This is a genomic window from Pseudomonas sp. R1-7 (genome assembly GCF_051132105.1).
In the GTDB taxonomy this organism is placed as follows: domain Bacteria; phylum Pseudomonadota; class Gammaproteobacteria; order Pseudomonadales; family Pseudomonadaceae; genus Aquipseudomonas.
Window position 1 is genome coordinate 631,908 of sequence record NZ_CP071661.1, and the last position, 22,521, is coordinate 654,428.

19 protein-coding genes and 1 pseudogene are annotated in these 22,521 nt (G+C 62.3%); 16 read left to right on the forward strand and 4 right to left on the reverse strand.

Annotated elements, in window-relative coordinates:
* Positions 1-1,059, forward strand: a complete 1,059-nt coding sequence (motB, locus tag J3P79_RS02835; protein WP_434607999.1) for a flagellar motor protein MotB — start codon at positions 1-3, stop codon at positions 1,057-1,059.
* 88 nt (positions 1,060-1,147) lie between these two features.
* Here motB and rsgA read toward each other — a convergent pair whose 3' ends face one another.
* Positions 1,148-2,179, reverse strand: a complete 1,032-nt coding sequence (gene rsgA, locus J3P79_RS02840; protein ID WP_053117887.1) for a small ribosomal subunit biogenesis GTPase RsgA — start codon at positions 2,177-2,179, stop codon at positions 1,148-1,150.
* 110 nt (positions 2,180-2,289) lie between these two features.
* On the opposite strand from rsgA, the gene orn reads away from it, so the two are divergent.
* Complete coding sequence (gene orn, locus J3P79_RS02845) at positions 2,290-2,832, forward strand: oligoribonuclease (protein ID WP_030140170.1); 543 nt, start codon at positions 2,290-2,292, stop codon at positions 2,830-2,832.
* Between the two features lie 151 nt (positions 2,833-2,983).
* On the forward strand, positions 2,984-3,595 hold the full coding sequence (locus J3P79_RS02850) for a trimeric intracellular cation channel family protein (protein WP_434608002.1): 612 nt from the start codon (positions 2,984-2,986) through the stop codon (positions 3,593-3,595).
* Here J3P79_RS02850 and queG read toward each other — a convergent pair.
* Entirely contained in the window at positions 3,577-4,656 is a 1,080-nt protein-coding gene (gene queG / locus J3P79_RS02855) for a tRNA epoxyqueuosine(34) reductase QueG (protein ID WP_434608004.1), read from the reverse strand. The genes J3P79_RS02850 and queG overlap by 19 nt on opposite strands.
* A gap of 63 nt (positions 4,657-4,719) precedes the next feature.
* Between queG and J3P79_RS02860 the strand changes: the two genes are divergently transcribed.
* From J3P79_RS02860 to J3P79_RS02920, 13 genes and pseudogenes are all read left to right on the forward strand, one after another.
* A complete protein-coding gene (locus J3P79_RS02860) occupies positions 4,720-6,219 on the forward strand; it encodes an NAD(P)H-hydrate dehydratase (protein ID WP_434608006.1) in 1,500 nt (499 codons plus the stop codon).
* Positions 6,207-6,674 (forward strand): tRNA (adenosine(37)-N6)-threonylcarbamoyltransferase complex ATPase subunit type 1 TsaE, encoded by a 468-nt coding sequence (gene tsaE / locus J3P79_RS02865; protein ID WP_434608008.1) that lies wholly within the window; start codon positions 6,207-6,209, stop codon positions 6,672-6,674. The genes J3P79_RS02860 and tsaE overlap by 13 nt, the downstream gene beginning before the upstream one ends.
* Positions 6,675-6,678: 4 nt before the next feature.
* Positions 6,679-8,109 (forward strand): N-acetylmuramoyl-L-alanine amidase, encoded by a 1,431-nt coding sequence (locus J3P79_RS02870; protein WP_434608010.1) that lies wholly within the window; start codon positions 6,679-6,681, stop codon positions 8,107-8,109.
* Positions 8,106-10,019 (forward strand): DNA mismatch repair endonuclease MutL, encoded by a 1,914-nt coding sequence (gene mutL, locus J3P79_RS02875; protein ID WP_434608013.1) that lies wholly within the window; start codon positions 8,106-8,108, stop codon positions 10,017-10,019. Before J3P79_RS02870 ends, mutL begins: the two co-directional genes overlap by 4 nt.
* Positions 10,019-10,990, forward strand: a complete 972-nt coding sequence (gene miaA / locus J3P79_RS02880; RefSeq protein ID WP_434608015.1) for a tRNA (adenosine(37)-N6)-dimethylallyltransferase MiaA — start codon at positions 10,019-10,021, stop codon at positions 10,988-10,990. The genes mutL and miaA overlap by 1 nt, the downstream gene beginning before the upstream one ends.
* Before the next feature lie 92 nt (positions 10,991-11,082).
* Entirely contained in the window at positions 11,083-11,343 is a 261-nt protein-coding gene (gene hfq / locus J3P79_RS02885) for an RNA chaperone Hfq (RefSeq protein WP_003186419.1), read from the forward strand.
* 12 nt (positions 11,344-11,355) lie between these two features.
* Entirely contained in the window at positions 11,356-12,657 is a 1,302-nt protein-coding gene (gene hflX / locus J3P79_RS02890; protein ID WP_434608017.1) for a ribosome rescue GTPase HflX, read from the forward strand.
* A gap of 85 nt (positions 12,658-12,742) precedes the next feature.
* Complete coding sequence (gene hflK, locus J3P79_RS02895; protein WP_039592537.1) at positions 12,743-13,918, forward strand: FtsH protease activity modulator HflK; 1,176 nt, start codon at positions 12,743-12,745, stop codon at positions 13,916-13,918.
* Positions 13,918-14,787: a protease modulator HflC gene (hflC, locus tag J3P79_RS02900; protein ID WP_434608019.1), complete on the forward strand. Its 870-nt coding sequence runs from the start codon at positions 13,918-13,920 to the stop codon at positions 14,785-14,787. Before hflK ends, hflC begins: the two co-directional genes overlap by 1 nt.
* 322 nt (positions 14,788-15,109) lie before the next feature.
* Positions 15,110-16,297, forward strand: coding sequence for an ATP phosphoribosyltransferase regulatory subunit (locus J3P79_RS02905; protein WP_434608021.1), 1,188 nt, complete (start codon positions 15,110-15,112; stop codon positions 16,295-16,297).
* 55 nt (positions 16,298-16,352) lie between these two features.
* Positions 16,353-17,645 (forward strand): adenylosuccinate synthase, encoded by a 1,293-nt coding sequence (locus J3P79_RS02910; protein ID WP_003186407.1) that lies wholly within the window; start codon positions 16,353-16,355, stop codon positions 17,643-17,645.
* Positions 17,646-18,770: 1,125 nt separating this feature from the next.
* Positions 18,771-18,824: pseudogene (locus J3P79_RS02915) on the forward strand (hypothetical protein); the annotation flags it as partial.
* Between the two features lie 201 nt (positions 18,825-19,025).
* Positions 19,026-19,730: a methyl-accepting chemotaxis protein gene (locus J3P79_RS02920; protein ID WP_411829961.1), complete on the forward strand. Its 705-nt coding sequence runs from the start codon at positions 19,026-19,028 to the stop codon at positions 19,728-19,730.
* 87 nt (positions 19,731-19,817) lie between these two features.
* Here the strand turns inward: J3P79_RS02920 and J3P79_RS02925 are convergent, their stop codons facing one another.
* Positions 19,818-21,383 carry an ABC transporter permease gene (locus J3P79_RS02925; protein ID WP_434608023.1) on the reverse strand — a complete coding sequence of 522 codons (1,566 nt, stop codon included), beginning with the start codon at positions 21,381-21,383 and terminating at the stop codon, positions 19,818-19,820.
* A complete protein-coding gene (locus tag J3P79_RS02930) occupies positions 21,383-22,393 on the reverse strand; it encodes an extracellular solute-binding protein (protein ID WP_434608026.1) in 1,011 nt (336 codons plus the stop codon). The genes J3P79_RS02925 and J3P79_RS02930 overlap by 1 nt, the downstream gene beginning before the upstream one ends.
* Positions 22,394-22,521: the final 128 nt, after the last annotated feature.

Here is a 22,521-nt window from a genome sequence, read left to right on the forward strand (position 1 = left end):
ATGGAAAATAACCAGCCGATCATCGTAAAGCGCGTCAAGCGCATTGCCGGCGGGCACCATGGCGGCGCCTGGAAAATCGCCTTCGCCGACTTTGCCACGGCGATGATGGCGTTCTTTCTGGTGCTGTGGCTGCTCTCCACGGCCACGCCGGAACAGAAAATCGCGATCGCCGGTTACTTCAAGGACCCGGTCGGTTTTTCCGAGAGCGGCACGCCGTACATCATCGATCTGGGCGGTTCGCCCGTCCTGGCGCCGGAGAACACCCTCAACCCCGAGGTCAAGTCCCAGCCCCAGCCCGACAAGGCGACCGTCGACGCCAATGAGGCCGAGGGCATGGCCGAGCAGGTCGAGCGCGAGCGCTTGGAATTGCTCCTGCAAGAGTTGCAGAACAAGGTCGAAGAGAACCCCGAGCTGCAGAAGTTCAAGGACCAGATTCTGTTCGAGATCACGCCGAACGGCCTGCGCATCCAGATCATGGATGCCGATAACCGTCCGATGTTCGACTCTGGCAGCGCACGGCTCAAACCGTATTTCGAAGACATCCTGCTGGCCATGGCCGACACCATCAAGGCGGTGCCGAACAAGATCAGTATCAGCGGTCACACCGATGCCAAGCCTTACGTGGGCAAAGGCGATTTCGGTAACTGGGAATTGTCGGCCAACCGCGCCAACGCGGCACGTCGTGCCCTGGTGGCGGGCAGCTATCCGGATGAGCAAGTGGCGCGAGTGGTCGGCTACGCTTCTTCGGCACTGTTCGATCGCAAGGATCCCTTCAATCCGGTCAACCGGCGTATCGATATCGTGGTGTTGACCAGGAAAGCCCAGAAAGCCATCGAAGGTTCGCAAACCGACGATCCGGTGCCCGATACGGCGCCAGACCCGGCCCAGGGCGAGGTTGCGCCGGGTGAAGTACCGGTGCCATCGGCCACCCCAGGCGCGGCGGTCGATCCGAACGCCTTGCCGGCGGACCAGCAGCCCGTTCCGGCCCATGAATTGCGCGAGCGCCTGAACCTGTTCGACGACGCCGCGCCGAAACCGGCCGAACCGCCGGCGCAGTAACCCACAAAAAAGCCGACATCACTGTCGGCTTTTTTGTGGGTCCACTGTTTACTTGAGGATTGCTTGCCATTGTGGCTCACATTCCGGATCAGTAACTGCTCTCCGGCAGGCTGGCGATGATCGAGCGGTAGCTGTTCATCCTTTGCTGGTGCACACGACCTTCTTCCAAGGCCTTGAGCAAGGCGCACCCGGGTTCGCGGTCATGCTTGCAGTCGCGGAAGCGGCAGGTCCCAATCAGCTCGTTGAACTCGATAAACCCCGCTTCGACATCGGCCCGGCTGACGTGACCCAGCCCGAATTCGCGGATGCCCGGCGAGTCGATCAGTTCGCCGCCGCCGGGGAAGTGGAACAGCCGCGCGGTGGTGGTGGTGTGGGTGCCCTGGCCGGACAGCTCGGACAACGGCCCGACGCGGGTCTCGACCTCTGGCAGCAGGCTGTTGACCAGCGAAGACTTGCCAACCCCGGACTGACCGACGAACACGCTGATGCGCCCGTCCAGTTGCCGCTGCAATTGCTCCATGCCATTGCCGTGATGGGCCGAGACTTCCAGCACCGGGTAACCCAGGTCCCGATAGACCGACAGCAGGGCATTCAGCGCCGGGGCGTTGTGCTCGTCGATCAGGTCGAACTTGTTGAGCAGCAGCAACGGCCGGATGCCGGCGTGTTCGGCCGCCACCAGGTAGCGATCGATCAGGTTGGCGTGAGGCTCGGGCAACGGGGCGAACACGATGACGATCATGTCGACGTTGGCGGCCACGGGCTTGAGCTGGCCTCGGCTGTCCGGACGGCACAGCTCGGTATGCCGTGGCAATTGCGCGACGATCACGCCGATGCCCTGGTTGCCGGCCCGCCAGACCACTTGGTCGCCCGTCACCAGCGCCGGCAGGTTGGCGCGCAAGTGGCAGCGGAATACCTGACCGGCCAGTTCGCCTTCCTGGGCCTCGACTTCGACCTGCACGCCAAAGTGAGCGATCACCAGGCCGGTCTGCTCGGGGCCCAGGTCACCGCCTTCCAAGGCTTCGACAGCGCTGGATTCGCGCTTGGCGGCACGGGCGGCACGCTCGCCCTGGATCTTTTCGATGCGCCAGTTCTGACGACGATTGAGTTGGCGTTTGGCCATGGGTGTTCCGTATGAAGAAATACATCGAATTGGTTTAAAACGGCGGCGAGTTTAGCACGCCCAAGGAGCTGCCTAAGCTAAACTGCGCAGCTAAGCCGAGGAGCTCCCCCATGCAAAACCCGCAGAACCTGATTTGGATTGACCTGGAAATGACCGGTCTGAACCCTGACACCGACGTCATCATTGAAATGGCCACCATCGTTACGGACAGTGATCTCAATACCTTGGCCGAAGGTCCGGTGATTGCGATCCACCACAGTGACGAGATCCTGGCCGGCATGGACGAATGGAACACCCGCCAGCACGGCGGCTCGGGCCTGACCCAACGGGTACGCGAGAGCAAGATCAGCATGGCCGAGGCTGAAGCCCAGACCATCGCTTTCCTCGAGCAGTGGGTGCCGAGGGGCAAGTCGCCGATCTGCGGCAACAGCATCTGCCAGGACCGTCGCTTCCTGTACACCCACATGAAATCGCTGGAAAGCTATTTCCATTACCGCAACCTGGATGTCTCGACGCTGAAGGAGCTGGCGGCCCGCTGGGCCCCCGAGGTTCGTGACAGCTTCCAGAAAGGCAGCACCCATCTGGCGCTGGACGACATCCGCGAGTCCATTGCCGAGCTGCAGCATTACCGTAAGCACTTCATCAAGTTCTAACCGGCAAACCAGCGGTTGGCGAGATCGCTTTTGTGGCGAGGGATTGTTTGGACTTGGCTGCAGGGTGTTCAGGCAGAAGACGAGACCTTGCCCTCTTTTGGTGCCCGCCCAAACTGGCTAGACTGCGCGCCTTCCCGCAAGGACCGCCACCATGTTGCTGATGCTGTATCTGATCGCCATTACCGCCGAAGCCATGACCGGCGCGCTGTCCGCCGGGCGGCGGGGCATGGATTGGTTCGGCGTGGTGCTGATCGCCTGCATCACGGCGCTGGGCGGCGGCTCGGTGCGCGACGTGCTGCTCGGCCATTACCCACTCACGTGGGTCAAACATCCTGAATATCTGGTGCTGACAACTGCGGCAGCCATGCTGACGGTATTTCTGGCGCGCTGGATGCGTCACCTGCGTTCGTTGTTCCTGGTGCTCGATGCCGTGGGCTTGGTGGCGTTCACACTGATCGGCTGCATGACCGCACTGGAAATGGGCCACGGCATGTTGGTGGCCTCGGTCAGCGGCGTGATTACCGGGGTGTTCGGCGGTATTCTGCGGGACATCTTCTGCAACGATATTCCGTTGATCTTCCGTCGTGAGCTCTACGCCAGCGTCTCGTTCGCCGCAGCGTGGTGTTATCTGCTGTGTGTGTTCCTGCAGTTGCCGAATGAACAGGCGATCCTCATCACGCTGTTCGGCGGTTTTCTGCTGCGGCTCCTGGCAATCCGCTTTCACTGGGAAATGCCGAAGTTCGTCTACAACGACGAAGTCTGACGCTCTGCGTGCTGGCGCAGTGCCCACTCCACGTGTTCGCGCACCAGTTCCGACGGATAATCGCGCCGCGCCTCCAGCGCCTGCAACACGGGAATCGTTGACGGCGCGTTGCCCAGGCCTACCGCGAGGTTGCGCAGCCAGCGTTCATAACCGGCACGACGCAACGGCGAACCTTCGGTGCTGCTGAGGAATTTTTCCTCGTCCCACATGAATAGCTCCGCCAGCCCGGCATTGTCCAGGTTGTGTCGCGGCTTGAAGTCGCTTTCTACCGACGGCCGGGCGAAGCGGTTCCATGGACAGACGATCTGGCAGTCATCGCAGCCGAACACCCGGTTGCCGATCAACGGCCGCAGCTCTTCCGGAATGGCATTTTTCAGCTCGATGGTGAGGTAGGAAATGCAACGTCGGGCATCCAATACGTAGGGCCCGACGAAGGCGTTGGTCGGACAGATGTCCAGGCAGGCGGTGCATTTTCCACAATGCTCGGTGCCGTGGGGCGGGTCTGTCGGTAGCGGCAGGTCGACAAACAGCTCGCTAAGGAAAAAATAGCTGCCGGCCTTGCGATTCAGCACCAGGGTGTTTTTGCCGATCCAGCCCAGGCCGGCCTGCTCGGCAATGGCTTTTTCCAGCACCGGCGCGCTGTCGACGAAGGCGCGATAGCCAAAGGGGCCAATGGCCGCCTGGATTTTTTCCGCCAATTGCTGCACGCGTTTACGGATCAATTTGTGGTAATCGCGGCCCAATGCATAACGCGAGACGTAGGCTTTTTCCGGTTGGCCGAGCATCTGCGCCATTTGGGTGTCGCCTGGCAGGTAGTCCATGCGCAGGGACACCACCCTCAGTGTGCCCGGCACCAGTTCCTCCGGGTGCGAGCGCTTGCTGCCATGGGCGCCCATGTAGTCCATTTCGCCATGGTAGCCGGCCTCCAGCCAGCGTTGCAGGTGTTGCTCATGCTCGGCAAGGTCCAGGCCGCTGATGCCGACCTGCTGGAAACCCAGCTCGCGGCCCCATTCCTTGATGGATTGGGCGAGGGTGGCAAGGTCTGTGGAAATGGGAGGCATGAGGCAAGAGAAACCGGAGCTGAGATGCGTATAATTCTGCCAGACATCGGAGCCCGAAGACGCATGCCGCAGACTAAAGATGATTTTCCCGACGCGCTGTACAGCGCCGCGCAGGTCCGGGCCTTGGATGCACAACTGATCGCGACAGGCACCAGCGGCTTCGAATTGATGCAGCGCGCCGCCCGCGCCACGTGGCGGGCAATCGTGCGACGCTGGCCGCAGAGCACTGAGTTGACCGTGCTGGCTGGTCATGGCAACAACGCTGGCGACGGCTACCTGGTCGCGGCCCTGGCCCGTCGTGCCGGCTGGTCGGTACGGGTCCTGGCCGTGGGCGAGCCCCGGCGCCTGTTGGGGGACGCCGCCAATGCCCACGCAGAAGCCGTGGCCGTCGGTGTGCCGGTAGAGCCTTGGTCGGACGACAGCGAGTTGCGAGGTGTGCTGCTCGACGCGCTGCTCGGCACCGGGACGACTGGCGAAGTGCGCGAGCCGTATGTCAGGGCCATCGATACGATCAATGTCAGCGGTTTGCCGGTCGCGGCGGTGGACATACCGTCGGGGCTGTGTGCGGACACCGGCCGAGTGCTCGGCACCGCCGTGGCGGCTGACCTGACCGTGACGTTCATCGGCTTGAAGTTGGGGCTGTTCACCGGGGATGCAGCGGATCGAGTGGGCGACTTGGTATTCAACGACTTGCATGCGGACCCTGACATCGTTGAGTCGGCGCCTGCCAGTGCCCGATTGCTCCTGCCTGATAATCTGCCGCATCTGACGCCTCGCGCACCAACGTCCCACAAAGGCAAGTTTGGTCACGTGCTGTTGATCGGCGGCGACCGGGGGTTCGGCGGCGCGATCCAGATGAGCGCCGAAAGCACGCTGCGCTGCGGCGCGGGGATGGTTTCGATGGCTACCCGCAGCGAGCACGTCGCCTCGGCGCTGGTCCGTTTGCCAGAGGTAATGGTGCAGGGCACCCATTCGGCCAATCAATTGATGGGCTTGCTCAAGCAGGCCAGCGTCCTGGTGGTCGGGCCAGGCCTGGGGCAGGCTGCTTGGGGGCGCAGCCTGCTGTCGGCGGCAGCCAACGCTGCGCTGCCGCAGGTGTGGGATGCCGATGCCCTGAATCTGTTGAGCCTGGGCGTGGTCGGCCTGCCTGATCGTTGCGTCATCACCCCTCACCCGGGCGAGGCGGCACGATTGCTGGGAGTATCCACCGCCCAAGTGCAGGCCGATCGCCCCGCGGCGGCCCACGCCTTGAGCAAAAAATACACAGCCACCGTGATCCTCAAGGGGGCCGGCAGTTTGATCGCCAGCCCCGACGGTCGCCTGGCGATTTGCGCCCAAGGTCACCCGGCCATGGCTACCGCCGGCCTGGGAGACGTGCTCGCCGGGGTGGTTGGCGCTTTGCTCGCCCAGGGGATGGAAGCATTCGAAGCCGCATGCCTGGCGGTCTGGCTGCATGCCAGTGCCGGCGTTGAGTGCGGTCGCTCGGGGCGGGGGTTGGCGGCGACCGATCTGATCCCGGCCATTCGTCAGTTATTGGAGGAGCAATCACCGTGTCTGAAGTAACCCTGTACGTGGCGGACGAACAAGCCATGACACAATTTGGCGCGCGCATCGCACGGATCACCGCAGGGCATGGCTTGATCTTTCTCGAGGGCGACCTCGGCGCGGGGAAAACCACCTTGTCCCGGGGCATCATTCGCGGCCTCGGGCACGTCGGCTCGGTCAAGAGTCCTACCTTTACCTTGGTCGAGCCCTACGAGATCGGCGACATCCGGGCGTTTCATTTTGATCTGTATCGACTGCTCGACCCTGAAGAGCTGGAATTCCTCGGTATCCGTGATTACTTCGAAGATGACGCCTTGTGCCTGATCGAGTGGCCCCAGAAAGGTGCAGGCTTTTTGCCAAAGCCTGACCTGACCATTACCATTGGCGCGCAGAACGGCGGGCGATCGCTGAAACTGACGCCGCAAGGCTCGCGTGGCGAGTCGTGGTGTGCCGCGTTGGCATTGGAAAACTAATTAGATGATGGGGTTTGGTATGCGCTTTCGCGCGGTGGTTGCTGTCGTAGGACTGTTGCTTACGGCACTGGCCGTCGATGCTGTGGCTGAGACAAAGGTCAACAGCGTTCGCCTGTGGCGGGCGCCGGACAATACCCGGCTGGTGTTCGATCTGACAGGCCCGGTGCAGCACAGTGTATTCACCCTGACCGCCCCGGATCGCCTGGTGATCGACATCAATGGCGCGTCCCTGGGTGCACCGTTGAACGTGCCCACCGCCAATACGCCCATCACCGCCATGCGTTCGGCCCAGCGGACGCCGACTGACCTGCGGGTGGTCATCGACCTGAAACAAGCAGTGACCCCGAAAAGCTTCACCCTGGCGCCCAACGCCCAGTACGGCAACCGACTGGTGGTGGATCTGTTCGATAACCCGGCCGACGCCGCGCCGGCACCACCGCCACCGACCAAAGTCGCCACTTTGCCGGCCGTGCCGGTCACGCCTACCGAGCCGGCGATCAAGCTGCCACCGGCCCCTGCCGGCAAACGCGACATCATCGTGGTCATCGATGCGGGCCACGGTGGCGAAGACCCCGGTGCCTCGGGTTCGCGCGGGCAGCGTGAGAAAGATGTGGTGCTGGCCATCGCCCGCGAACTGCAACGTCAGGTCAACGGCATGAAAGGCTTCCGCGCCGAGCTGACCCGTACCGGCGATTACTTCATTCCTCTGCGCGGGCGCACGGAAATCGCCCGCAAGAAAGGCGCGGACCTGTTCGTCTCGATCCATGCCGACGCCGCGCCGTCCAAGGCCGCGTTCGGCGCCTCGGTATTTGCCCTGTCCGACCGTGGCGCCACTTCCGAGACCGCGCGCTGGCTGGCCGACAGTGAAAACCGTTCCGACCTGATCGGCGGTGCCGGCAACGTCAGCCTCGACGACAAGGACCGGATGCTCGCCGGTGTGTTGCTGGACTTGTCGATGACCGCCTCGTTGACCTCCAGCTTGAACGTCGGACAAAAAGTCCTGAGCAACATCGGCCGTATCACGCCATTGCACAAGCAACGTGTCGAGCAGGCCGGGTTCATGGTGCTCAAGTCGCCGGACATCCCGTCGATCCTGGTGGAAACCGGGTTCATTTCCAACGCCAACGAAGCTTCGAAATTGTCGTCGTCGAGCCACCAGCAGGCCTTGGCCCGCTCCATCAGCAGCGGCGTTCGGCAGTTCTTCCAGCAGAATCCACCGCCGGGCACCTACATCGCCTGGCTGCGCGATTCGGGCAAGATCGCCCAGGGCCCTCGGGACCATCGGGTCAACCCGGGGGAAACCCTGGCGATGATCGCCGTGCGCTACCAGGTGTCGCCCGCAACCTTGCGCAGCGCCAATAATCTGCAGAGTGACGACCTTAAGATCGGACAGACCCTGACCATTCCCGGCAATGAAGTGGCGGCCAAGCAATGAGCGACGACGTGATCGACAGCAGCGCCCGCATCGAACTGCTCAGTCCTCGGCTGGCCAACCAGATCGCCGCCGGTGAGGTGGTCGAACGCCCGGCGTCGGTGATCAAGGAGTTGCTGGAAAACAGCCTCGACTCCGGGGCCAAGCGCATCGACGTCGATGTCGAGCAGGGCGGCGTCAAGCTGTTGCGAGTGCGTGACGACGGTCGCGGCATCCCCGCCGACGACTTGCCGCTGGCCCTGGCGCGTCACGCCACCAGCAAGATTCGTGACCTGGAGGACCTTGAGCGGGTCATGAGCCTGGGGTTTCGTGGCGAGGCGCTCGCGTCCATCAGTTCGGTGTCACGCCTGACGCTCACGTCCCGCACCCGCAGCGCTGACCAGGCCTGGCAGGTGGAGACCGAAGGCCGCGACATGGCTTCGCACGTACAGCCCGCCGCCCATCCGGTGGGCACGTCGGTGGAAGTACGTGATCTATTCTTCAATACTCCGGCTCGACGCAAGTTCCTCAAGGCCGAGAAAACCGAGTTCGATCATCTGCAGGAAGTCATCAAGCGCCTGGCACTGGCGCGTTTTGACGTGGCGTTTCACCTGCGGCACAACGGCAAGACCATCCTCAGCCTGCACGAAGCCAACGATGATGCGGCCCGTGCCCGGCGTGTGGGTGCGGTGTGTGGCGCGGGTTTCCTGGAGCAGGCCCTGCCCATCGAGGTGGAACGCAATGGCCTGCACCTGTGGGGCTGGGTCGGTTTGCCGACGTTTTCCCGCAGCCAGGCGGACCTGCAATATTTCTACGTGAACGGCCGTGCGGTGCGCGACAAGTTGGTGGCCCACGCGGTACGCCAGGCCTATCGCGATGTGCTGTTCAACGGCCGGCACCCAACCTTCGTGCTGTTTTTCGAAGTCGACCCTTCGGTGGTGGACGTCAACGTCCACCCGACCAAGCATGAAGTGCGTTTCCGTGATGGGCGCATGGTCCATGATTTCCTCTACGGCACCTTGCACCGCGCCCTGGGCGATGTGCGTCCCGAAGACCAGTTGGCGGCCCCGGCGGCCGTGGCCGGCATGGTCCGGCCTACCGGGCTGGAGGCAGGCGAATTCGGTCCCCAGGGCGAAATGCGCCTGGCGGCCCATGCGTTGCTGGAGCAACCTCAGCCCCAACCGAGCTATAACACCGCCGCAAGGGGCGCTGGCAGTGGCTACCAGTATCAATACACCCCGCGTCCGCAATCGAACGTGCCGGCAGCCGAGGCCCAGGCGGCGTATCGCGAATTCTTCAAGCCTTTGCCTGAAACCGCTCCAGCGGCGTTGCCCGACGGCCAGGGTGATATCCCGCCGCTGGGTTATGCCCTGGCGCAACTCAAAGGCATTTACATTCTTTCCGAAAACGCCCAGGGCCTGGTCCTGGTGGACATGCATGCCGCCCACGAGCGGATCATGTACGAGCGATTGAAGATCGCCATGGCCAGCGAAGGCTTGAGCGGCCAACCGCTGCTGGTCCCCGAATCCCTGGCCGTCAGCCAGCGCGAAGCCGATTGCGCCGAAGAGCACACGAGCTGGTTCCAGCGCCTGGGCTTCGAGCTGCAGCGCCTGGGCCCGGAAACCCTGGCAATTCGGCAGATCCCGGCGTTGTTGAAGCAGGCCGAGGCCAATCGCCTGGTCAGCGACGTACTGGCGGACTTGATGGAATATGGCACCAGCGACCGGATCCAGGCGCACTTGAATGAATTGCTCGGCACCATGGCCTGTCACGGCGCGATCCGCGCCAACCGGCGCCTGGCCCTGCCGGAAATGAACGGCCTGCTGCGGGACATGGAAAACACCGAGCGCAGCGGTCAATGCAACCATGGCCGGCCGACCTGGACCCAACTGGGCCTCGACGACCTGGACAAACTGTTCCTGCGCGGTCGTTGATGAGCCAGTTGCCACCTGCGATTTTCCTCATGGGGCCGACGGCCGCCGGCAAGACCGACCTGGCCATCGAACTGACCAAGGTCCTGCCCTGCGAGTTGATCAGCGTTGACTCGGCGCTGGTCTACCGGGGCATGGACATCGGCACTGCCAAGCCGTCGAAAGCCCTGCTGGCCGAATTTCCCCATCGCCTGATCGATATCCTGGACCCGGCCGAAGCCTATTCGGCGGCTGATTTCCGGCGCGATGCGCTCCAGGCCATGGCCGAGATCACCGCGCGTGGCAAGATTCCGCTGCTGGTGGGCGGCACCATGCTGTATTACAAGGCCTTGGTCGACGGCTTGGCGGACATGCCGGCGGCCGACCCCGAGGTGCGTGCGCAGATCGAAGAAGAGGCTGCGCGCCTTGGCTGGCAGGCACTTCATGAGCAATTGGCGGTGGTCGATCCCGTGTCGGCGGCGCGCATTCACCCCAACGACCCGCAGCGGCTGAGCCGGGCCCTGGAGGTTTATCGGGTCAGCGGCCAGAGCATGACGGCCCTGCGGCAGCGACAATCTGCGCAAAGTACTGAAGCAGCCGCTTCGGGACTGCAACAATTGCCCTATACTGTCGCGAATCTGGCCATCGCTCCGGCGAACCGGCAAGTGCTGCATCGGCGAATTGAACAAAGATTCACATTAATGTTGGAACAGGGATTCATAGACGAGGTCGTAGCCCTGCGTGAGCGAAGTGACCTGCATGCCGGGTTGCCGTCTATACGTGCGGTGGGTTATCGACAAGTCTGGGACTACCTTGACGGCAAGCTGACGTCAGCCGAGATGCGCGAGCGTGGAATCATTGCCACGCGCCAATTGGCGAAACGCCAGTTCACCTGGCTGCGCAGCTGGACTGACTTGCATTGGCTTGACAGCCTTGATTGCGACAATCTGCCACGCGCCTTGAAATACCTCGGGACCATCTCCATATTGAGCTGAGTCCTTGCAATTGCCGTCTATCCTTGGGGGTGTGACGGCCCAAGCCATCTGAATTCCGATTTTTATAATTGATCCTTAAAGGAGTGCGGCACATGTCAAAAGGGCATTCGCTACAAGACCCTTACTTGAACACTTTACGTAAAGAGAAAGTTGGGGTGTCCATCTATCTGGTCAACGGGATCAAACTGCAAGGCACGATCGAGTCTTTCGACCAGTTCGTCATCCTGCTGAAGAACACCGTCAGCCAAATGGTCTACAAACACGCTATCTCGACAGTGGTGCCTGTTCGTCCAATTCGTCTGCCTAGCGCAACCGAATCCGAAGGCGGTGACGCTGAGCCGGGTAACGCTTGATAGGAGCCTCCTTTGTTCTTTGAGCGCCACGGTGGTGGTGAGCGGACTATTCTCGTTCACTTGGAAGGACAGGACCCTGAGGCGCGCGAAGATCCGCAGGAGTTTCAGGAATTGGCAATTTCGGCCGGCGCCGAGACCGTCGCGTTTTTCAACGTGCCGCGTCATCGGCCAACCGCCAAGTTCCTGATCGGCAGTGGCAAGGTCGAGGAGTTGCGCGACCTGGTCAAGGCCGAGCACATTGATCTGGTGATTTTCAATCACATCCTTACGCCCAGTCAGGAACGCAACCTCGAACGTGTCTTCGAGTGTCGCGTGATCGACCGCACCGGGCTGATTCTCGACATCTTCGCCCAACGCGCGCGGACTCATGAAGGCAAGCTCCAGGTCGAACTGGCCCAGCTTGAGCACATGAGCACGCGGTTGGTCCGCGGCTGGACTCACCTCGAGCGCCAGAAAGGCGGTATCGGCCTGCGCGGCCCGGGTGAAACCCAATTGGAAACCGACCGGCGCCTGCTGCGGGTTCGCCTGCGCCAGATCAAGGGGCGGCTGGAGAAGGTTCGCAGCCAGCGCGAGCAGTCGCGCCGCGGTCGCAAGCGGGCCGACATCCCGACGGTTTCACTGGTGGGTTATACCAACGCCGGCAAATCGACCCTGTTCAACAACGTCACCCAGTCCGACGTCTATGCCGCCGACCAGTTGTTCGCCACGCTCGACCCGACCTTGCGCCGGCTCGACCTGAACGACCTTGGGCCGATCGTGCTGGCCGATACCGTGGGTTTCATCCGGCATTTGCCGCACAAGCTGGTCGAGGCTTTCCGAGCTACGCTCGAAGAGTCGAGCAACTCCGACCTGCTGCTGCATGTGATCGATGCAGCCGAACCGGATCGGATGCTGCAGATCGAACAGGTCATGGTGGTGCTGGGCGAGATCGGGGCTCAGGACTTGCCGATCCTGGAGGTATACAACAAACTCGATTTGCTCGAGGGTGTGGAGCCTCAGATCCAACGCGATGCCGATGGCAAGCCGCAGCGGGTCTGGCTGTCAGCCCGTGATGGCAGCGGCCTGGACCTGCTCAAGCAGGCGGTGGCGGAGCTGCTGGGTGATGACCTGTTCGTTGGCACCTTGAAGCTGCCGCAGCATTTTGCCCGGTTGCGTGCGCAGTTTTTCGAGTTGGGGGCGGTGCAGAAAGAAGAACACGACGAAGAAGGCATCTGCCTGCTGGCCGTTCGCCTGCCTCGATCGGAACTGAACCGATTGGTCAGTCGCGAAGGGCTGCAACCGATGGAATTCATCGAGCAACACACTTTGCAATAAAAGCCTGAGAAAGCTGTGTCAGGCATTCTGTAGCATTGGCCGGCGCGCCGCGGGTGCGTCTTTGCTTTATCAGATGGAGAGCGCTATGGCTTGGAATGAGCCGGGTGGCAACTCGAATAACCAGGATCCCTGGGGCGGCAAGCGTCGTAACAACGGCGACCGCAAGGGACCACCGGATCTCGACGAGGCCTTCCGCAAGCTGCAGGAAAGCCTGAACGGTTTGTTCGGCGGTGGTAAGAAACGCGGTGACGATGGCGGCAGCCGTCCGGGCAAGGGCGGCGGTTTTGGCCTGCTCGGCATCGGTCTTGTCGTGCTCGCGGCTGTCTGGCTGTACAGCGCGGTTTATGTCGTGGACGAGCAGGAGCAGGCCGTGGTGCTGCGCTTCGGCAAGTACTACGAAACCGTCGGCCCGGGCCTGAACATCTATTTCCCGCCGATCGACCAGAAGTACATGGAGAACGTCACGCGTGAGCGTGCCTACACCAAGCAGGGCCAGATGCTGACCGAAGACGAAAACATCGTCGAAGTGCCGCTGACCGTGCAGTACAAGATCACCAACCTGCAGGACTTCGTGCTGAACGTCGACCAGCCGGAAATCAGCCTGCAACATGCGACTGAAAGTGCGCTGCGCCATGTGGTGGGCTCCACCGCCATGGACCAGGTGCTGACTGAAGGTCGTGAGCTGATGGCCAGCGAAATCAAGGAGCGCCTGCAACGGTTCCTCGATACCTATCGCACCGGTATCACCGTCACCCAGGTCAACGTCCAGAGCGCAGCGGCTCCGCGCGAAGTGCAGGAAGCCTTCGACGACGTGATCCGCGCCCGTGAAGACGAGCAGCGTTCGCGCAACCAGGCCGAAACCTACGCCAACGGCGTCGTGCCGGAAGCCCGTGGCCAGGCCCAGCGCATCATCGAGGATGCCAACGGTTATCGCGACGAAGTGGTTTCCCGTGCCAAGGGTGAGGCTGATCGCTTCACCAAGCTGGTCGCCGAGTATCGCAAGGCCCCTGAAGTGACCCGCCAGCGTCTGTACCTGGACACCATGCAGGAAGTCTTCAGCAACACCAGCAAGGTCCTCGTGACCGGGAACAAGAACGGCCAGAGCAATCTGCTGTACCTGCCGCTGGACAAGATGGTCGAAAGTGGTCGCAACACCGGCACGCCGCCAACCGGCGCGGCGGCAGCGGCCAGCAATGAAGCCAACGCCCGCGCGGCGGCGGACCTGCAGCAACAGCAAGCACGTACCAGGGAGAGTCGCTGATGAGCAATAAATCGCTGATCGCCCTTATTGTCGGTGTCGTCGTGGCGATCGCTGCCTGGAACTGCTTCTACATCGTGGCTCAGACCGAGCGCGCGGTGTTGCTGCAATTCGGTCGCGTGGTCGAGGCTGATGTCCAGCCAGGGCTGCATGTGAAGGTGCCGTACGTCAACAAGGTGCGCAAGTTCGACGCTCGCTTGATGACGCTGGACGCACCGACGCAGCGCTTCCTGACGCTGGAAAAGAAAGCCGTGATGGTCGATGCCTACGCCAAGTGGCGCGTGAAGGATGCCGAGCGCTTCTACACCGCGACTTCCGGCCTCAAGCAGATCGCCGACGAGCGTCTGTCCCGTCGTCTGGAGTCGGGCCTGCGTGACCAGTTCGGTAAGCGTACCCTGCATGAAGTGGTGTCCGGTGAGCGTGATGCGCTCATGTCCGACATCACCCGCTCGCTGAACGCGATGGCGGAAAAAGAGCTGGGTATCGAGGTGGTCGATGTGCGGGTCAAGGCCATCGACCTGCCGAAGGAAGTGAACCGCAGCGTGTTCGAGCGCATGAGCACCGAGCGTGAGCGTGAAGCTCGCGAGCACCGCGCCAAGGGTAACGAGCTGGCCGAAGGCATCCGTGCCGACGCCGATCGCCAACGCCGCGTGCTGCTGGCCGAAGCCTATCGTGAATCGGAAGAGGTCCGCGGTGATGGTGATGCCCAGGCCGCTTCCATCTACGCCAAGGCCTATGGCCAGGACCAGGAGTTCTATGCGTTCTACCGTAGCCTGCGTGCCTACCGTGAAAGCTTCGCGAATAAATCCGACGTGTTGGTCCTGGACCCAAGCAGCGACTTTTTCCATTACTTGGAAAAGGCCAAGCCTTGATACGGCGTTGACCTGAAGCACTCCGCCCGGCGGCTAAAACGTCGGGCGGGGTGATCCTTTGGGAAAACGTGTGTATGATGCGGCAGCCGGGAAATTCCCGGCTTTTTTGCGTCTGCACGTTCGATTGTGGTTTATCCGTGCAGGCATCGGGTCGAATGACCCGACAGGTTTTTCGAGGAAAGTGCTTGGCGAGGCCGATCCAGGGCCATTCGTCACGTCGCCCTTGCGCGTTGTTTGCGGTTTTTCGCATGACGTGGGCATTTTCTGCTTCACTCAAGGCCAGCCCGAAAGCTGGCCGCCCGGACCATAGGGGAATGGCGTAATGGCAACGGTAGACCGCTGGCTGCTGCCAGATGGCATCGAAGAAGTACTGCCACCGGAAGCCGCGCGTATCGAAGTAGCGCGTCGGCAGGTGTTGGATCTGTTCCAGAGCTGGGGTTACGAGTTCGTCGTTACCCCGCATATCGAGTACCTGGAATCCCTGCTGACCGGCGCGGGCCAGGACCTGGATCTTCGCACCTTCAAGGTTATCGACCCGCAATCGGGGCGGCAGATGGGCTTCCGGGCCGACATCACCCCTCAAGTGGCGCGCATCGATGCCCACACTCTGCGCCGCGAAGGCCCGAGCCGCCTGTGCTACGCCGGCAGTGTCCTGCATGCCCAGCCGCGTGCCTTGTCGTCTTCGCGCAGCCCGATCCAGCTGGGTGCCGAGCTGTATGGCGATGCCAGCCCAAGCAGCGACGTGGAAGTCATCAGCCTGATGTTGGCCATGCTGCAACTGGCTGACGTGCCGGATGTCCACATGGACCTGGGCCATGTCGGCATCTATCGCGGCCTGGCCCGTGCGGCCGGCCTGTCTGGAGACGTCGAGCAGCGGTTGTTCGACGCGTTGCAGCGCAAGGCCATCGATGAAGTCATCAGCCTGACCGAAGGCCTGCCGAGCGACCTGTCCGGCATGCTGCGGGCATTGGTGGACCTTTGCGGCGGCCGTGAAGTGCTGGATGCCGCGCGCGAGCGCCTGGCCGGTGCGCCGGCTCCGGTGTTGGCGGCGCTGGACGACCTGTTGGCGATTGCCGAGCGTCTGTCGGTGCGTTTCCCCGAGTTGCCGCTGTATTTCGACCTGGGTGAGCTGCGCGGTTATCACTACCACACCGGCGTAGTGTTCGCGGTGTTTGTACCGGGTGTCGGCCAGTCCATCGCCCAGGGTGGACGCTACGACGACATCGGCGCCGATTTTGGCCGTGCACGTCCGGCGACCGGCTTCTCTACCGATTTGAAAACCCTGGTGACCCTGGGGCGTGCTGAAATCGAGCTACCGTCTGGCGGTATCTGGATGCCTGACAGTACGGATGCGGCACTCTGGCAGGCAGTCTGCCAGTTGCGCAGCGAGGGTCAGCGTGTCGTCCAGGCGTTGCCTGGGCAACCTTTGGCCGCCGCCCGTGAAGCGGACTGCGACCGGCAATTGATTCAGCAGAACGGGCTTTGGCAAGTATTGCCGCTGGCTTCTTGAGTTTTCCTGCCGGCCTGGAGCCGGCACCAAGTTTGCGCGAATGAGGACAAGTGTTATGGGTAAGAATGTCGTAGTCCTGGGCACCCAGTGGGGTGATGAGGGCAAAGGCAAGATCGTTGATCTGCTGACCGAACATGCTGCCGCCGTAGTGCGCTACCAGGGTGGCCACAACGCAGGCCACACCTTGGTGATCGACGGTGAGAAAACCGTCCTGCACCTGATTCCGTCGGGCGTGCTGCGCGAAGGCGTCCAATGCCTGATCGGCAACGGTGTGGTGGTTGCCCCCGACGCCTTGCTGCGGGAAATCATCAAGCTGGAAGAGAAAGGCGTGCCGGTGCGCGAGCGCCTGCGTATCAGCCCGTCCTGCCCGCTGATCCTGTCCTATCACGTGGCGCTGGACCAGGCCCGTGAAAAGGCCCGTGGCGAGCTGAAGATCGGCACCACCGGTCGCGGCATCGGCCCGGCCTACGAAGACAAAGTAGCCCGTCGTGGCCTGCGCATCGGTGACCTGTTCCACCGTGAGCGTTTTGCCGCCAAGCTGGGCGAGTTGCTGGATTACCACAACTTTGTCCTGGTCAATTACTACAAAGAGCCGGCCATCGACTTCCAGAAGACCCTGGACGAGTGCATGGAATACGCCGAGCTGCTCAAGCCGATGATGCTCGACGTCACTGCCGAGCTGCACGAACTGCGTCGCGCCGGCAAGGACATCATGTTCGAAGGCGCCCAGGGCTCGCTGCTGGACATCGACCACGGCACCTACCCGTACGTCACCAGTTCCAACACCACTGCCGGCGGCATCGCCACCGGTTCGGGTTTCGGCCCGATGTACCTGGACTACATCCTGGGTATCACCAAGGCCTACACCACCCGTGTTGGTTCCGGTCCGTTCCCGACTGAGCTGTTCGACGACGTCGGGGCTTTCCTGGCCAAGCGCGGCCACGAGTTCGGCGCCACTACGGGTCGTGCCCGTCGTTGCGGTTGGTTCGATGCCGTCATCCTGCGTCGCGCCATCGACGTCAACAGCATCTCGGGCCTGTGCCTGACGAAGCTGGACGTACTGGACGGCCTGGAAACCATCAACATCTGCGTGGGCTACAAGAACCAGGACGGCGCAGTCATCGACGCACCGACCGACGCCGACAGCTACATCGGCCTGGAGCCGGTGTATGAGCAGATGCCTGGCTGGACCGAGTCGACCGTGGGCGCCAAGACCCTGGAAGAGCTGCCAGTGGCCGCGCGCAACTACATCAAACGCGTCGAAGAGTTGGTCGGCGCGCCGATCGACATTATTTCGACGGGGCCGGACCGCAACGAAACCATCGTCCTGCGTCATCCGTTTGCCTGATAAGTCGTTGATATAACAAACAAAGGGCTCCTTAGGGAGCCCTTTGTCGTTTCTACCGGGCGGACGGCATGACACTTGCTACGCATCTTCGTTAAGGCACCGCTTCTACGAGTGCCATCAAATTAATGGCGTTTGGTAGAGGGATTTCACGTGTCGGCCGTTCTCTCACTGTTACAAAGCCGTTTATTGCGGCCTGTGTTCGTTACCCTCGGTATCGCCCTTTTGGTGCAGGTGCTGGTCGCCGTTGCGCTGACCCGAAGCACGGTCACGGCGCTGGAGTCCGACCTGGGCTCGCGCCTGGGCGCCGACAGCCAGAAGTTGGCCGGTGAGTTGGAGCAGGCTGGTCGCGAAGTCACCTCCAGCCTGGACAGCTTGTCCGCCAGTACCCGCCAGCGCTTGACCGCTGGATTGTCTTCGCGTCTGAAGGAGGAGCAAGCCCAGCTGCGTGCAACCCTGGAAAAAGACCTGAGGGATTCCGCCAATGATATGGCGCAGCTCCTGGCCTCCGTTGCGCCTCGCGCCATGTGGGACAGTGACGTCCCGACCCTTTCCGAATTCGCCCGCCGGGCCCAGCGCAATCCCAACGTGCTGTTTGTGATTTATGACGACGCCGCTGGAGAACACCTGACTCGCTATCTGAACCGGGAAAACCCGATCAACAAGGCCTTGCTGGAAAAAGGCAAGGGCGATCGTGCCTTGGACAAGGTGCTGGATGCGGCGAAGAACGATCCATCGGTTTATTACCTCGAAGCCTCGATCAACCCCAACGGTGTGGAGATCGGCAAGGTGCTGATGGGCGTTTCCACCGCTTCAGTGGAGACCGACCTGAAGGCGCTTGACCAGCGTTTCTCCGCATTGATCGCCAGCAGCGATCAACTGGTGGGCGACAGCCTCAAGGGCGCGGCTGCCGACAGTGCCACCGCGATGCGTGGCCGGCTGGGCTCGGCGCAGGCCACCGCCACCGAAATGCAAACCAATACTGCTGCGACCGTGCAGGAAGCTGCGGGGACGTTGCGCTGGCGCATCGGCCTGGGCCTGGCGCTCGTGGGGTTGGGTGTGTTGGTGTTGCTTGCCGTGGTGCTGGGGCGTCGGGTGGTCAATCGCCTGAAGCTGTTGATCGCGGCGATGAACGACCTGGCGGCGGGCGAGGGCGATTTGACCAAGCGCGTGCAGATCAACAGCAAGGACGAAATTGGCGACATGGCCTCGGCGGTCAATCGCTTTGTGGATAAGTTGCAACCCATCGTGCGCGAGGCAGGGGACGTGGCCCAGCGTACCGGCCAGGAAATTGGTGCGATGACGCTGCGCAACTCCGGCGCCGATGCGGCCGCCGGTATGCAACGCGATGAAGTGGCGGAGAGTCTGCGTGCGCTGTCGCAGATGGCCGATGAGGCGCAGTCGGAAAGCCAGGCGATGCAGGCAGCCTTGCAGCAAGTGGTCGAGATTCGTCAGGCCACTGATGAAACCACCCGCACGTCGGCCAAGGTCGGCAGTTTGATCGAGGCGTTGGCCGGGCAGGTCGATACGGGGGCGAAAGTCATCGAGCGGCTGGCCCAGCAGAGCGAGCAGATCGAGGTGGTGTTGACGGTGATCCATGGCATTGCCGAGCAGACCAACCTGTTGGCTTTGAACGCGGCCATCGAGGCGGCACGGGCTGGGGAGACCGGGCGCGGGTTTGCGGTGGTAGCGGATGAGGTGAGGGCGCTGGCGAGCAAGACCCAGAGCTCTACGGGCGACATCCAGGCGCATATCGTGGCCTTGCAGCAGGGGGCGCGTGAAGCGGTGGCTGCGATTGGCCAGGCCGGGCGGCAGGCCAGTGAAGGTCTGTCGGTATTGCGTGACAGTGCGCGGCTGCAGCAGTCGGTGCAGGCCTCAGTCGAGCAGGTTCATGCGGCCATCGGTTTGGCGACCCAGGCAGCAGCGCATCAGGCCCAAGGCGCGCAAGCGGTGCGTGGTCGGGTCGAGACCATTCATGCCCAGGCCGAGAAAGCTGCCCAGGCGGTGGTCGAGACTACGGCCAGTGGCAAGGTGCTGGATAACCTGGCGGCACAGTTGAAGGCCAGCCTCGGGCAGTTCAGGGCCTGATTCGAAATTCATGGCTGCCCCTTCGCGAGCTGGCTCGTTCCCACATTGGTTATCCCTGTGGAAGCGAGCTTGCTCGCGATAGCCCTCTCAGCGGCTCAGATACATCCGCGTCGTCAGTAAATAGACCGGCAACCCCGACACCACAATCAACAGTGCCGCATAAGGCGCTGCCGCCGCGAATTCCACATTCGAGGTATGCGCCCAAACCGCTGTCGCCAAGGTATTGAGTCCAGTCGGGCTCAGCAGCAGCGTGGCGGTCAGCTCTTTCATCGCGTCCAGAAACACCAGGGCGAACGCAGCGCCCAGCGCCGGTAAGATGATCGGCAGGGTCACCCGGCAAAACGCACTGAACGACGAAGCCCCCAGCGTTCGCGCTGCCTCTTCCAACTGCGGCGCGGCCTTGTTCAGCGCCGTACGCACCGGGGCCTGGGCCAGTGGCAGGAACAGCAGCGCATAGGCAATCAGCAGCAGGCCGGAAGTCTGGTACAGCACGGGCACATAGTGCAGGGCGAAATACACCAGGCTCAGGGCGATCACCAATCCGGGGAGTGCGTGCAGCAAGTAGGGCAGGCGTTCGGCCCATATCGCCAGCCGACCCTTGTGGCGCACCACCAGTAGCCCGACCGGCACCGCCAACACAAGGCAGAGCGCGGCGCCGCCCAGCGAAAGCGCCAGGGATGACAGCAGCGCTTCGCCGATCTCGCCCGCCGGGAATGCCGCGGAAGTCCCCATAGCCAGCCAGTACGCCAGCATTCCCAGCGGGATGCCGCTGCCGATGATTGCCAGCGCCAGGCAATACAGTTGCCCGAGAAGCCTCCAGGAGCCGAGGCGTACGTGTTCGGCCTGGCGTGCTGCGCCTTGCCCGGTGCGAACATGACGGCTCTTGCCGCGTACTCGCAGTTCCAGCCACAACAGCACCAGGCACAGCACCAGCAACACCGCTGACAGCATGGCGGCGTTGGCGTTGCTGAATTCCAGCTCGAATTGTTGATAGATCGCGGTGGTGAATGTCTGCAGGCCGATGATCGACAGTGCGCCGAACTCCACCAGCATGTGCAGGGCAATCAGCAGGGAGCCGGCCAATAGCGAAGGCCAGAGCAAGGGCAGGGTGACGCGAAAGAACACGCCCCAGCGGTTATGTCCCAGGGTGCGGGCTGATTCTTCAAGGGATGGGTCGAGGTTGCGCAGCGTTGCGGCCACGGGAAGAAAGACCAGCGGATATTTGGACAGGGTCATCACCAGGATTGCCCCGCCCAGTCCCTCGAACTGCGCGCTCAGGGATACCCAAGTGAAGCTGCTGACAAACGCCGGCACCGCGAAGGGCAGGCACAGGACAACGCCCCAGACACGACGCCCCGGCAGATTGCTGCGCTCCAGCAGCCAGGCCAGTGACAGGCCGATCACTCCACAGGTCAGCGTGACGCCGACCATCAGCGCCAATGTGTTGCGCAGCAAACCAAAGACATAAGGCCGCCACAACAAGTGCAATGCCTCCGCCCAGCCGGCCTGCCATGCCTTTGTAGCCACGTACAACAGTGGCAGCAGGCTCAGCAGGACGAGCAGCAGCACTGGCAGCATCAGCCCGATCGACGGGCGCTTGCGCCGGGGAAGGTAAGCCCCGGCTGCGGGAGAGGCGCTTAACGACCGCGTCATCAGTTCAGGCCGACTTCGCGTTCCAGTTCCAAGGCTTCTTCGGCATTGCCGAGGTCGGCCGGGGTGACTTTGGGCGGCTCCAGTTCATTGAACGGCTTGAGGCCGCGATCCGAGGTCATGCTCTTGTGCAGCGGATATTCAGCGGACGTCTGGGTAATCACCCGCTGGCCTTCTTCACTGGCCATGTAGGCAAGCAACTGTTGGGCTTCCTTGGGGTGTTGACTGGATTTCAGTGCCGCGGCGCTGGAGACGGTGACCAGGCCACCGGCATCACCGCCCGTGAAGTAATGCAGTTTGGAATCGAGCTGTCCCTTCTCTCGCTGCAGGGCGAACCAGTAGTAATTATTCACCAGGACTGTCGCCACTTCGCCGTTCTCCACGGCTTTGAGGGCGACCATGTTGTTGCTGTAGACCTTGCCGAAGGCGCGCAGCCCGGTGAGCCATTCCTCGGCGGCTTCCTGGCCGTGCAATTTGATGATCGCCACCGCTTGTTCCTGGAACGCGCCGCTGGTCGGGACGAAGCCGACCTTGCCTTGCCATTGTGGCTGGGCGAAATCCAGGACGGTTTTAGGCAGGTCCTTTTCATCGATCAGCTTGGGGTTGTAGGCGACCACGCGAACGCGAGCGGTCACGCCCATCCAAGTGCCGTTGTTGGCGACATAGTCAGTGGGAAGCACGTTGAGGGTCGCATCGTCGATCTTCGCCAGCAGGCCTTGTTCGCCTAGCTTGTTCAGCGGCGGCGACTCCTCGGTATAGATCACATCGGCGGGGGAGCGGTTGCCCTCTTCGACGACTTGGCTGGCGAGTTGGTTGCTGCTGCCCTTGCGCACATTGACGTGAATGCCGGTCTTGGCTTCGAAGGCCTTGGCCAATGCATCGCCGACTTCTTTATGTTGGCCGTTGTAGAGGGTCAGTTCCACCTTGTCGGCGGCTTGGGTGAGGGGCGTTGCGAGGGTGAGGCCGAGCAGGGTGAAGGTCAGGGCGCGGCGCAGGGTGGATCGAAACATCATTCGCGGGGTTCCTCACTGTCGTGTAGCAAAAACTTGTAACAATGATAAACGATATTGTTTCTCATGTGCGTCCGGGTGTCTGACGCTTGTGGCGAGGGATTTCCGGATCCCGGAAACGCAAAAACCCG